Source organism: Roseovarius indicus (genome assembly GCF_008728195.1).
Taxonomy (GTDB): domain Bacteria; phylum Pseudomonadota; class Alphaproteobacteria; order Rhodobacterales; family Rhodobacteraceae; genus Roseovarius; species Roseovarius indicus.
In genome coordinates this window covers 286,204-298,764 of sequence record NZ_CP031598.1, presented here as the reverse complement: position 1 = coordinate 298,764, position 12,561 = coordinate 286,204, and the positions used below count along the sequence as shown (strand labels likewise).

Annotated in this window: 12 protein-coding genes and 1 tRNA gene; 6 read left to right on the top strand and 7 right to left on the bottom strand. The window is 66.8% G+C overall.

All coding sequences use genetic code 11. From position 1 onward, the window contains the following. The first annotated feature begins 5 nt into the window (after positions 1–5). From RIdsm_RS01465 to hisH, 5 genes are all read left to right on the top strand, one after another. Positions 6–395 (top strand): MAPEG family protein, encoded by a 390-nt coding sequence (locus RIdsm_RS01465; RefSeq protein ID WP_057816371.1) that lies wholly within the window; start codon positions 6–8, stop codon positions 393–395. Between the two features lie 94 nt (positions 396–489). Further along, positions 490–564: transfer RNA gene (locus tag RIdsm_RS01460), tRNA-Gly, on the top strand. A 453-nt stretch (positions 565–1,017) separates the two neighbouring features. Continuing rightward, the gene (locus RIdsm_RS01455; RefSeq protein WP_057816372.1) at positions 1,018–2,025 is read left to right on the top strand and encodes an LLM class flavin-dependent oxidoreductase; all 1,008 of its coding nucleotides are present in this window, start codon (positions 1,018–1,020) and stop codon (positions 2,023–2,025) included. Positions 2,026–2,104: 79 nt separating this feature from the next. Then, complete coding sequence (hisB, locus tag RIdsm_RS01450) at positions 2,105–2,692, top strand: imidazoleglycerol-phosphate dehydratase HisB (protein ID WP_057816373.1); 588 nt, start codon at positions 2,105–2,107, stop codon at positions 2,690–2,692. A gap of 4 nt (positions 2,693–2,696) precedes the next feature. Next, positions 2,697–3,335 (top strand): imidazole glycerol phosphate synthase subunit HisH, encoded by a 639-nt coding sequence (gene hisH / locus RIdsm_RS01445; RefSeq protein WP_057816374.1) that lies wholly within the window; start codon positions 2,697–2,699, stop codon positions 3,333–3,335. Between the two features lie 238 nt (positions 3,336–3,573). Here hisH and RIdsm_RS01440 read toward each other — a convergent pair whose 3' ends face one another. Then, on the bottom strand, positions 3,574–3,966 hold the full coding sequence (locus tag RIdsm_RS01440; RefSeq protein ID WP_057816375.1) for a DUF2147 domain-containing protein: 393 nt from the start codon (positions 3,964–3,966) through the stop codon (positions 3,574–3,576). Positions 3,967–4,102: 136 nt separating this feature from the next. Between RIdsm_RS01440 and hisA the strand changes: the two genes are divergently transcribed. Further along, on the top strand, positions 4,103–4,825 hold the full coding sequence (gene hisA, locus RIdsm_RS01435) for a 1-(5-phosphoribosyl)-5-[(5-phosphoribosylamino)methylideneamino]imidazole-4-carboxamide isomerase (protein WP_057816376.1): 723 nt from the start codon (positions 4,103–4,105) through the stop codon (positions 4,823–4,825). A 3-nt stretch (positions 4,826–4,828) separates the two neighbouring features. Here hisA and RIdsm_RS01430 read toward each other — a convergent pair whose 3' ends face one another. The 6 genes from RIdsm_RS01430 to RIdsm_RS01405 all read right to left on the bottom strand — a co-directional run bounded on the left by RIdsm_RS01430 (position 4,829) and on the right by RIdsm_RS01405 (position 12,461). Beyond that, the gene (locus RIdsm_RS01430) at positions 4,829–6,739 is read right to left on the bottom strand and encodes an elongation factor G (protein WP_057816377.1); all 1,911 of its coding nucleotides are present in this window, start codon (positions 6,737–6,739) and stop codon (positions 4,829–4,831) included. A 218-nt stretch (positions 6,740–6,957) separates the two neighbouring features. Beyond that, positions 6,958–8,040 carry a molybdenum ABC transporter ATP-binding protein gene (gene modC / locus RIdsm_RS01425; RefSeq protein ID WP_057816378.1) on the bottom strand — a complete coding sequence of 361 codons (1,083 nt, stop codon included), beginning with the start codon at positions 8,038–8,040 and terminating at the stop codon, positions 6,958–6,960. Further along, entirely contained in the window at positions 8,037–8,729 is a 693-nt protein-coding gene (gene modB / locus RIdsm_RS01420) for a molybdate ABC transporter permease subunit (RefSeq protein WP_057816379.1), read from the bottom strand. Before modB ends, modC begins: the two co-directional genes overlap by 4 nt. 3 nt (positions 8,730–8,732) lie before the next feature. Further along, the gene (gene modA / locus RIdsm_RS01415) at positions 8,733–9,488 is read right to left on the bottom strand and encodes a molybdate ABC transporter substrate-binding protein (protein WP_082647394.1); all 756 of its coding nucleotides are present in this window, start codon (positions 9,486–9,488) and stop codon (positions 8,733–8,735) included. Between the two features lie 48 nt (positions 9,489–9,536). Continuing rightward, a complete protein-coding gene (locus RIdsm_RS01410) occupies positions 9,537–11,171 on the bottom strand; it encodes an MFS transporter (RefSeq protein ID WP_057816381.1) in 1,635 nt (544 codons plus the stop codon). 96 nt (positions 11,172–11,267) lie between these two features. After that, positions 11,268–12,461 carry a class I SAM-dependent methyltransferase gene (locus RIdsm_RS01405; RefSeq protein ID WP_057816382.1) on the bottom strand — a complete coding sequence of 398 codons (1,194 nt, stop codon included), beginning with the start codon at positions 12,459–12,461 and terminating at the stop codon, positions 11,268–11,270. Between the last annotated feature and the right edge of the window lie 100 nt (positions 12,462–12,561).

The window sequence follows — 12,561 nt, the reverse complement described above, 5'->3', positions numbered from 1 at the left end:
CTCCCTTGCCCCTCATCGTCACGCCCCTCTACGCCGGCGCCCTCGCCCTCCTGCTGATCTTCCTCAGCTTCCGGGTCATCTTCTACCGCTGGTCGTCGAAAATCTCGCTGGGCGACGACGGCGACAAGGCGCTGCGCAAACGCATCCGCACGCAAGCCAACTGTGCCGAATACGCCCCCTTCGGCGCACTGCTCCTGCTGCTCGCCGAACTCCAGGGCGCGCCCGTATGGGCGCTCCACCTCCTCGGCCTCACCCTCCTCGCCGGCCGCCTCCTTCACGCGGTGGGCTTCGGCTCCACCCCCCAGATCCTGCCGCTCCGTCAGGCCGGCATGGTCCTCACCTTCACCATGCTCCTGCTCTCCGGCCTCGGCCTTATCGGCCACGCCCTCTTCTGATCCCGCCGATTTCCGCCGAAAAATCCTCGCCCCCCCTGCATTTTCCCCTTGCAGCGGCGCCAAAGTCTTTATATCTCACGCCTCACCCAAGGATGCGGGTGTAGCTCAGGGGTAGAGCGTTACCTTGCCAAGGTAAATGTCGTGAGTTCGAATCTCATCACCCGCTCCAATTCTTCCATTCAAGACTGACGTCCACGGAAATCGCCGCCCACGCGGCAGCGCCCGTTTCCGTACACGCTGCACGACAATGCTCAGGGCCTTAGAGTGTCGCCTCCCGCGCTGAGAAGCCGCGCATCGTCCGCTGACCGGCAGGCGATTGCCTGCAATCGCCGAGAGGTGGGCCGTGGTACGGCGATCCGACAGTCGTGATTGGCACTTTATCCCCGCCAAACACTTCCACCATTCGAGCGTGGCACTCCACCCGCCAAATCGCCGTGCCGTCCGGACGGCCCGTCGATGCGCGGTGGGCTTCGCCCTCGATTCCGCGCAGGCGCCAAATTCAACGGCGCATCGCACAAGACCCGACCTCACCCGATGGAATCACCCCCATGCCCCGATTTCTCCCGCCCCGGCCTTGGCCTCCCCTCCCGCGATGATTAGCTTCACCGTAACGGAGGCCCCCATGCAGAATTTCTCACTCCTCGACCTCTCCCCCGTCCCCGAGGGGAAAACCGCCGGCGACGCGCTGGCAGCCACGGTCGATCTCGCCCAACACGCCGAACGGCTCGGCTATCACCGCTACTGGCTGGCCGAGCATCACAACATGCCCGGCATCGCCAGCGCCGCCACGTCCGTCGTCATCGGCCATGTCGCCGGGGCCACGAAAACCATGCGCATCGGCGCGGGCGGCATCATGCTGCCCAACCACGCGCCCCTGGTGATCGCCGAGCAATTCGGCACGCTGGCCACCCTCTACCCGGGCCGCATCGACCTCGGCCTCGGCCGCGCACCGGGCACCGACATGGCCACCGCCCGGGCCCTGCGCCGCCACATGGCCCCCGAAGACAGCTTCCCGAACGACGTGCAGGAGCTGATCGCCTATCTCGGCGATATGCCCGACAACGCCACCGTCCGCGCCATCCCCGGGACCGGCACCCATGTGCCCGTCTGGATCCTCGGCTCCAGCCTCTATGGCGCGCAGCTCGCGGCCTATCTGGGCCTGCCCTATGCCTTCGCCTCCCACTTCGCCCCCGCGATGCTGGAACAGGCGATCGAAACCTACCGCCAAACCTTCCGGCCCTCGGAGTTTCTCGACAAACCCCACGTCATGATGGCCGCCGGCGTCTGCGCTGCCGACACCGACGAGGAGGCGACCTATCACCGCTCCTCCCAGATCCTCGCCTTCGCCCGCCTCAGAACCGGCAAGCCGGGCAAGCTGCCCTACCCGGTCGAGGATGTCACACGGGAGATCCCCACCCCCGTCTTGGCCCAGGTCCGCGAGGCGCTGGCCTGCTCCGCCACCGGCTCGCCCGACCGCGTGCGGCAACAGCTCGGCACCCTGATCGACACGTTCCAGCCCGACGAGCTGATGATCACCGGCATGATCCACGATCACGCCGCCCGCCTCCGCTCCTTCGAAATCGCGGCCGAAATCCTGCAGGAGATGCGCCTCCAGCCCGAAGCTGCCTGACATCCGTCACCCCAACAGGCCCTTGGCCTGCGGGGCGCGCCCGCCTATAAGGGCGCGAAACCACTGACGGATTCCACGGATGCGCAAAAGCCAGATTACCCGGAAAACCGCCGAGACCGAGATCGACGTCACCGTCGATCTCGACGGCACCGGCCAGTATGACAACGAAACGGGCGTCGGCTTCTTCGACCACATGCTCGACCAGCTGGCGCGCCACTCGCTGATCGACATGAAGATCCGCTGCAAAGGCGACCTGCATATCGACGACCACCACACCGTCGAGGACGTGGGCATCGCCCTGGGCCAGGCCCTGCGCGAGGCCGTGGGCGACAAGAAAGGCATCAACCGCTACGGCGCCTGCCTCCTGCCAATGGACGACGCGCTCGTGCGCGCCGCGCTCGACCTCTCGGGGCGGCCCTTCCTCGTCTGGAACGTCGACCTGCCCACCTCCAAGATCGGCACGTTCGACACCGAGCTCGTGCGCGAGTTCTTCCAGGCGCTCAGCACTCATGGCGGCATCACCCTCCATGTCGACGCGCTGCACGGCTTCAACAGCCATCACATCGCCGAGGCGGCCTTCAAGGCCGTCGCCCGCGCCCTGCGCGACGCGGTCGAGACCGACCCGCGCAAGGCCGACGCGATCCCCTCCACCAAGGGCGCGCTGTAGGCTCATGACAACCGTCATCGTCGATTACGAAAGCGGCAACCTGCACTCGGCCGAAAAGGCGTTCCAGCGCATGGCGGCCGAGACCGGCGCGGGTGCGGTCGCCGTGACCTCCGACCCCGACACCGTGCGCAAGGCCGCCCGCGTGGTCCTGCCCGGCGATGGCGCCTTCCCGGCCTGCCAAAAGGAACTCTACGACCACCGCGGCCTCTTTGAGGCGATCGAGGAAGCGGTCATCACCGGCGGCCGCCCCTTCATGGGCATCTGCATCGGCATGCAGATGATGGCCACCCGCGGCCTCGAATACACCGAGACGCCCGGCTTCGACTGGATCCCCGGCACCGTCGCCGCGATCTCGCCCTCCGACCCGTCGCTCAAGATCCCCCACATGGGCTGGAACGACCTCGTGATCGACCACCCCCACCCGATCTTCGAAGGTATCGAAACCGGCCACCACGCCTATTTCGTCCACTCCTACCAGTTCGAGGTCGCCGACCCGGCCCACCGCCTCGCCCATTGCGACTATGCCGGCGACGTCACCGCCGTCGTCGGCCGCGACAACATCGTCGGCACCCAGTTCCACCCGGAAAAAAGCCAGTCCACCGGCCTGCGCATGATCGCGAACTTCCTCCGCTGGGCACCGTGATCCCCAAAAGAACTTTTATGCCTCCGGCGGGAGTATTTCCGGCAAGATGAAGCCGGGAAGTCGCCACTGCTTCTTTATGGTCTGAAATACCCCCAGAAACCCGCCGTCCGCCAAGCGCCAAGCGAAAGAAGCCGGAGCACACCGCCCCGGCTTCTTCTGGCCCGAAATATCCCGGGGGGACGTTGAAATCCTGAAGGGATTTCAACGTTGGGGGCAGCGCCCCCTCCCACGGTTCAGATCACTGAACCCGCGTCCAGGTCTGCCCCCGGCAGAACACCGCCACACAGCCTTCGACCGTCAGGGTATTCCCGTTCAGCGACATCTTCGAATTGTAGGTCTTGCCCCGGTCAGGCGCCCAGATCTTGCCGTCGCCGTACTGGCCGCCGCCTTCCGCCTGCATGTCCCACAGCATCCGCTTGTTGAGATGCTCGTACCCGGGCTGCGCCGCGCCGCTCTTGTCATAGGCGTTGCGGATAACGCCACAGATCGCGTCGCCGCAGCCATAGACGTTGACGTGCAGATAGCCGCCGGTGTCGCCCGGCTCGGTCTTCCACGTGCCTTCCACCGGGTCGGCAAAGGCCGCGCCTGCGCTCAGGCAAAGCGCGCCGATCATCATTCCGAGTTTTCTCATAGGTTCTCCTCCCTTTGAAAACTGCGTTCAGCTTGAGGCCCGATCCCACAACCGATCAAGTCTGACGTCGGGTCGCGTTGCATTTTTCGCAGCGTCATGCCAAAGCCCGCGCGACACTCAGGAAAGAGACGCCAAGATGATCCTCTACCCCGCGATCGACCTCAAGGACGGCCAGGCCGTCCGCCTGCTCAAAGGCGAGATGGACAAGGCCACCGTCTTCAACGACGACCCCGCCAGCCAGGCCGCGAAATTCGTCGAGGCGGGCTGCGAATGGCTGCACCTCGTCGACCTGAACGGCGCCTTCGCGGGCGAGCCGGTGAACGCGGCGGCCGTCGAGGCGATCCTCGAACGCGTCGATGTGCCCACCCAGCTGGGCGGCGGTATCCGCGACATGGCCACCATCGAACGCTGGCTCGAAAAAGGCCTCAAGCGCGTCATCCTTGGCACCGTGGCCGTGGAAAACCCCGCGCTGGTGCGCGAAGCGGCCTCCGCCTTCCCCGGCCAGGTGGCGGTAGGCATCGACGCCCGCAACGGCCTCGTCGCCACCCGCGGCTGGGCCGAGGAAACCGACGTGCAGGTCACCGACCTCGCGCAATCCTTCGAAGATGCCGGCGTCGCCGCCATCATCTACACCGACATCAACCGCGACGGCGCCATGCAGGGCCCCAACATCGAGGCCACCGCGGCACTCGCCAACGCCGTCTCGATCCCCGTCATCGCCTCCGGCGGCGTCTCCAGCCTCGACGACCTTCTTGCCTTGCGCGACTGCGGCGCGCCGCTCAACGGCGCCATCTCCGGCCGCGCCCTCTATGACGGCGCGCTCGACCTGCAAGCGGCGCTGGCGGCCCTCAAGGCCTGATCCTCACGCCTTCGCCAGCTCCTCCGCCCGCACCTCGGTGTAGTGATCGAACTCCGCCGTGAACCAAGCCGTCCCCCGCGCCGCGCTGGCCAGCGTATGGGTCAGCTCATCCAGCGCCGTCATCGGCAGCATGGCGCGGAACACGTCCCACCCGGCGGCGGTCGGGTGGCCCTCGAAGCCCATCACCTGCCCCTTCATCCCGGAAATCGTCGGCACCAAGCCCCCGGCATAGACCGACGGCACATGGATCAGAACCTGCGCGATCGGCTCCAGCACCGTCGCCCCGCTTTCCGCCATCGCCTCCTTCATCGCGTTCTTGCCCGCAGTGCGGAAGGCAAAGTCGGAACTGTCCACCGAATGGTGCTTGCCATCGGTCAGCGTCACGCTCACATCGACCACCGGAAACCCGTTCGGCCCCTCGGTCAGCGCATCGCGCACCCCGGCCTCCACCGCCGGAATATAATTGCGCGGCACCGCTCCGCCCTTCACCACCTCGTCAAAGGCAACGCCCGACCCGCGGGCCAACGGCTTCACGTCGATCACCACGTCGGCGAACTGCCCGGCCCCGCCCGACTGCTTGCGATGCCGGTGATGGCAGGTGACCGGCTTGCGGATCGTCTCGCGATAGGCGGGCGGCACGTGATGCTCCGTCACCTCGATCCCGAACCCGTCGGAAAGCTTCGACGCCAACCGCCGGAAATGCTGCGGCCCCTGCCCGCACAGAACGGCATGCCCCGACTGCGCATCCTGCTCGACCCGTATCCCGGTATCGATCTCCGACAACCGCTCCAGCGCCGATGACAGCCTTGCCTCGTCCCGCTCATGCGCCGGCTCGATCAGCCGCCGATACCCCGGCTCATGCGCCTGCGCCCAGTCCGGCAGCGGATGCGCGGCATCGGCCCCATACACCTCCCCGGCCTTCAAATGGTCCGACTTCATCGTCAGCCCCACATCCCCCGGCGCCAGCTCCGGCAGGGGCGACTTGGCATCGAGCCCGGTGATACTCCCCACCGCCTTGCCGCCCAGCGGCTTGCCATTGCCCACGCCCTCGCCCAGCGCCCGGATCATCACCGTCTTGCCAAGATGCTTCACGTGATCCGCCAGCAGCCCCACCGCCACCGGCTTGGCCCCCTCCGACAGGCGCTCACGGGCCACCTCGGCCCCCGGCGCCTCGTGCCTGAGCGACTTCATCAGCCGCAGCATCCCGTGGCGATGCTCGGCCGAGCCCATCAGCGCGGGCACAAGGTCATGATGCTGCAACACGCTCGTCGCGGTGTGATAAACATCCTCGGTCAGCGGCTGCTTGTCCTCGATCAGCTGCTCCATCAGCCCGTCATCGAAATCCGCCAGCGCCTCCAGCAGGTGCTCTCGCGCCTCCTGCTCGCGACTGGCCACGCTCTCGGGGATCTCCACCAAAGCCGACGGCTCCCCCTCCCGGTATTGCCAGGCCCGCTCGGATATCAAATCCACCGCACCGACGATCTGCCCGTCCTCCCGTATCGGCACCTGCCGCAATGCGATCCCGTGCCGGCAATAGACCTGCAACGAAGCGATCACCTCGCTCATCCGGCCTGCCGCCGCATCCACCCGGTTCACAAAAAGAAAGCAGGGAACCCCTGCTTCTTCGATCAGCCTGAAATAGGGGGCCGCCAGCACCGCGGCCTCGGGATCGGCCCCGACGCAGAGCACCGCCGCATCGCTCCCCGCCAACGCAGGCCCCGCCGTCGACAGGTTTTCCGCCCCGCCCGCGATATCCACCGCCGTCCAGTCATCGCCCATGAAACCGAACTGGCTCACCTTCGCCACGCCCGCAATGTCGAGAACCTGCGCGCGCTGCTCCTCCAGCCCGATCAGCCCCTCCACCAATGTCGATTTACCGGATTGCGATGGTCCGAGAACCGTAAAGACCCGCATGATGTTCCTCCCTGTTTCAAGCCAGCTTCCATCCCGCTGCCCGAACATAGGAGAGGCGGCCATCGCCGCCGCGACCCTGTCTCGCCTGTACGCTGCCCTTCCCGCCGGTTCATGGCCTGACCTGTCGGCCGGCCCCCGTTTCGGCGGTCTCGGTCCTTCCACTGTCGGTCATCGCCGGGCCGCCCGTCAAGAAGTCCCTGCGGCACGGGCGGCGACGGTCAAAGCCCGCCCACGTCCTCCGGCGCCACCGCCACCGTCTTGATGACGGCATAGCAATCCGCCCCCGGCGCCAGCTCCAGCGCCTGCGCCGACCGCCGCGTCACCCTTGCCAGGACCGTTCCGGCGGGCGTCTCCAGCGACACCAGCGTGCCCGGCCCTTCCCCGGCCCTGATCGCCGACACCGTCCCCGGCAACAGGTTCAGCGCCGACAGCCCCACCGGCTTTTCCCGCGACAGGATCACCTCGTGCGCCGCCACCCGCATCCGCACCTCGCGGCCCACCTCCTGCGCCACGCGCGGCAGGAACAGCGATGCCCCGCCCGCCTCCAGCTCGGTCAGCCCGTCCTCGTGATGCCGCGCCACCTTCGCCACCAGCAGCGCCCCGGCGCCCCGAACGCCCGTCGGCATCACCTCCGGATCGCTCAGCACCTCGCCCGCCGGCCCTTGCCGCACGACCTGCCCGTCCTGCAACACCACCACCGTGGTCGCCAGCCGCGCCACCTCGGCCGCCGAATGGCTGACATATAGGATCGGCACCGAGACCTCGTCGCGCAGCCGCTCGAAATAGGGCAAAATCTCTCCCTTCCGCCCCTCATCCAGCGCCGCCAAAGGCTCGTCGGCCAAGAGCAACCGCGGCCCGGCCAGCAACGCCCGGCCAATCGCCACCCGCTGCTTCTCGCCGCCCGACAACCCGCCCGGCCGCCGCGCCAGCAAATGCCCGATCCCCAGCATGTCGATCACGTGATCCATGCTCTCGGTCGCGCCATTCCCGGCGAACCACCGCCCATAGGACAGGTTCTGCTTCACCGTCATATGCGGAAAGAGGCGCCCCTCCTGAAAGATATACCCCAGCCTGCGCCGATGCGGCGGCAGCCACTTGCCAGAGCCCCTGTCGAACAACACCGCCCCATCCAGGGCCACCCGGCCCCGGTCGGGCTTCAACAATCCCGCCACGGCGTTGATCACCGAGGTCTTCCCCGATCCCGACCGCCCGAACAGCACCGTCACCCCCGGCGGCGCCTCGAACGCCACATCCAGCCGGAACCCGCCCAGCGTGTGCCCGATATCCACCTCCAGCGTCATCCGCCCGCCACCCGCGCCGCCGCGCGCCGCGCCACCACCTCAGACAAAAGCAACGCCCCCAGCGCGATTACCACCGACACGATCACCAGCCGCATCGCCGGCCCTTCACCGCCCGGCACCTGCAAAAACGCATAAACCGCCGAGGGCAGCGTCTGCGTCTGACCCGGAATGTTGGACACAAAGGTGATGGTCGCCCCGAACTCCCCCATCGCCTTGGCAAAGGCCAATATCGCTCCGGCCAGCACGCCGGGCAATATGAGCGGAAGCGTCACCGTCACGAACACCCAAGCCCGTGACGCACCCAAGGTCGCCGCCGCCTCCTCAAGCTTGGGGTCCACCGCCTCGATCGACAGCCGGATCGCCCGCACCATCAGCGGAAACGCCATTACCCCCGCCGCCAGCGCCGCCCCGGTCCAGCGGAAGGCAAAGACGATCCCCACCTTCTCCAGCACGCCGCCCACCGGCCCGGTCGTGCCGAACGTCAAAAGCAAAAGATACCCCGTCACCACCGGCGGCAGGATCAGCGGCAAATGCACCAGCCCGTTCACCACCTGCTTGCCCGGAAACCGCCACCTTGCCAGCGCATAGGCGGTGAAGATGCCAATCGGCAGCCCAACCAGCGTCGCCCAGAACGACACCTTCAGCGACAGCGCCACCGCCTGCCATTCTTCCGGCCCGAGCCAGCCCATGCCTCAATCCGCCAGCACGGTGAACCCGTGCCGCTTGAACACCTCTCGCGCGGCACCGCTTTGCAGATAGCCAAGGAACTCCGCCACCATCGGGCTCAGCCGGCCCGTCATCGCCGCCACCGGGTAGACAATCGGCGGATGGCTGTCCTCGGGGAACACGCCCAGCACGCTCACCCCCTCCTCGGCCGCCGCATCGGTGGCATAGACCACCCCCATCGGTGCCTCACCGATGGCCACCAGCTTCAAGGCCGCGCGCACGTTATCCGCCTGCACAACCCTCGCCTCGACGCTCTTCCACAAGCCAAGGCTCTCCAACGCCGCCTTGCCGTAAATCCCCGCTGGCACCGCATCCACCAGCGCCATCGCCAGCCGTCCGTCCCCCAGCATCCCCGCAAGGTCCATGCCCGCGCCGACCTCGACCGGCTCGGCCACGCCATGCGCAATCAGAACGATTCGGTTGCCCAGCAAATCGACCCGCGTCCCGCCTTCGGTCTTCCCGGCCTCGTCCAGCCGGTCCATCCAGCCGGGGTTGGCCGACACGAACACATCCGCCGGCGCGCCAAGCTCGATCTGCCGCGCCAGGGCTGACGAACCGGCATAAGACACCGTCACCCCGTGCCCGGCCGCCGCCTCGAACCCGGCCGCCACCTCGTCCATCGCGTTCTTCAGGCTGGCCGCCGCGAACACGGTGATATCCTCGGCCGCCGCCGGCACCGCCATCAGCACCATCAGTGCGAAAGCCAGGTATCCTTTGATCATCTGCATCATACTGACGGAGTATTGACACCCCGCCCTCCTCCGCAAGCGCTAATCCACGCTCTTCAACCGGCTCCGCTGAATCATCGCCACCACGACAAGCGGCACCACCACCGTCACCACCGCCACGGTGATCAGCAGCCACCCCAGCTCGGAATAGTCCTGCTGCGTCGTCACCGCGCCAGTGGCCGGGTCCGTCACCTCCCGGCGCACGGTGTAGATCTGGTTGAGGTACTTCGTTCCCAGGTTCCCCGCCGACAGCGCCAGGTTGGTAAACGAGGCCATCACCGCGAAGAACGTCGCCTTCAGGTCCGACGGCGCATTCTTCGCGATCCACGCTAGCATCGGAATCATTGCCACCTGCCCCAGCGGCGACTCCACCGCCGTATCCAGAATGGCGATGAACCTTGCATCCACGATCCCGCCCGTCAGCGGCGCGGTGATGTTCTGTATCCCGTAGTAAAGCCCGATATTCGGCAGCGTCAGAACCCCCGCCGCCAGCGTCAGCAGCACCACGATGTAAACAATCGACCGATGCGCCATCAGCGGGCGCAGCACCACCATCCCCACCAGCGTCAGCACCGAGGTAATCAGCGAGAGCACCGACAGGAACTGCTGGTCGAAGGCCAGCACGTCGATGTTGAACCATGTCTGCCCGTCGCCCGGCCTCGGCGTGGCACGAAAAGCAAAGATGATCACAGCCGTGCCCACCAGCGTCCGCGCCTGCGCGGCGGGCAGCACCGCCAGAAGCTGCCGCATCAGGAAGATCACGATGGCCAGCGACCCGACAAAGATGATCTCCTGCCCATAGGGCACCTGCCCCAGCCCGATCACCAGCGTCAGCGCCACGAACGCGCCCCCGCCGATGAAATACCACATGTTGGGCTTGGTCTCCTCGTCCGGCCGCGCGAACGCCGCCTCGACCTCTTCTCCCGCCAGGCCCTGCCGTTCCAGCCGCCGTTTCTTCAGCGCCTTCTGCACCCCGGCCAGCACCACGCCAGACACCGAAATCGCCGGTATCCCCAGCGCGGCAAGGTATATGTTCGCGTAGATATCCGCCTTCGCGTCTGCGCTCAGGGCCTCGATGCCGCGGAACATGTAGATGTTCAGCGCCGCCACCACGACCGTGCCGGAAATCAGCGCGAACCGTCCCAGCGTCTGCATGGTCACATGCATCGCCTTCTCGTCATCCTCGGAAATCGGGTTGCCGGCCTCGTCGACCTTCGGCACCGCCTCCACCGACATGGCATCCGCCACCGCGTCCTGCAAAACAACCCCGCAGGGCGCCAGAAGGTAGCTCAGCACGTACCACGAACTGATCGGCATCACCGCCGCCATCATCTCCCGCTCGGAAATCACCAGGTACATGATGAACACGCTTGCCGCCAGCAACCCGGCCCCGATCCACACCAGCAGCCATTTCCATTTCCAGATGATGTCCACCAGGTGCCCCAGCGGCATCTTCAGCGCCCAGGGCAGCCCCGCCCAGAACGCCAGCCCGGCAAGGTAGGCCGCCGACAGGTCGAGGTAATCCTTCACGAAGAACGTACCGACGATCATCGTGAGCCCGGTGAAGCCATAGGCAAAATACACCATCAACGGCGGCAGGAACGACCACCGCACCTGCCGGCCGAGGTCAAAGACGATGGCGTCAAACCAGCCCTTGGGGGCAACACGGTCCGTCATGGGCTCTCCAATCCCTTCCAAGCGTCCGGCCAGCCTATCCCTGCGCCGCCCGTCCCATCAACTTGCACCCTTACACGACGGCGTGACCGGCCCGTCTCACCGCAGCACCGACGAATAAAGCAGCATCCCCCAGGGGGCGAGCTTTGCCTCGACCTTCCCCCACAGCGCCCCGAAGCCGATCGGATCGGCCCGGCAGACCTGCGCGATCTCCGCCAGGCTCCGCCGCCCGTCCACCGCGCCGATCAGCGGCGCCGCCTCCTTCGGCAGCGTCAGCACCTCCGAAAGCCCGTCCGAGCCCAGCGTCACCTTCTGCCCCTGCGCCACCGCGCGGGCCAGCTGCGCCGCCTGCACCCCCTTGATCTGCGGTACAAGGTTGCGGTTCTTGCCCGTCGCCGGCCCCCGCGCCTCGGCCTTCGGCACCGCGTAGGCCGTATGGGTCCGGATCGTCCCAAGCAGTTGCTCCGCCAACGCCATCCACTCCGGCTCTCCCAACCCCTCCGGCACATCGGCCAAACGCGACGGATCATAGAGCGCCGGCACGGTAAACCCGCTCAACGCCCAGCCCGTCCGCTCCAGCACGTCCAGCAGCGCGGGCACGTCATACGCCCGATCCTGCGTATGCAGCAGTAGGTCGTAAAACCCCGCATCCCCGCTCTTGTGATCGTTCACGTTCCGGTTCGCCTTGAACGGATGCCCCTCCGGCAGCCGCTCATAGACCTCCCTTGCCTTCGCGATCCGCTCCTTCGGCGGCAGATCGCCATAAAGCGCCCCGAACGCCGCCTGCAACGGGTAGACCCCCGACCGCCCGTAGGGCGCATAAACCATGAACCCCATGCCGCCCCCCGGCGCCAGCGCCCCGCGCAGCGCCTCGAACCCGGCCTCCGGCTCCGGCAGATGATGCAGCACCCCGCAACAATCGATGTAATCGAATTCGCCGAACGCCCCGGCATCCAGCAAGCTCCCCGTCACGAAGCGGATATTCTCCAGCCCCCGGACCTTGGCCCTCGCCTCCGCCACCCGCCGCGACGCCTCCGACAGGTCGACATACACCGCCTCATAGGGCTTCCCGTATTGCGTCAGCAAAGCCGTCAGCTGAATCAACCCATCCCCGGTGCCGCCCCCGGCCACCAACACCCGCAAGGGCTTCGACCAGTCCCGCTGCCCGCCAAACACGAAATGATCCACCTCCTGCGGCAAAGACGGCGAGCCGGTGATCAGCCGCTTGCGCTCCTCCTCCGGGTCCCTCTCGGGATAGGGAAACGCCTCGTACTGCTCCCTGACCTTGCTCATGTCACCCCCGGATTATCCAACCATCGCCGCAAGATAGGCCGGTTTCGCGCCCGGATGCAAAGACATCCGTGCCCCTCAAGCATCTTGCACCCGCCCCCGA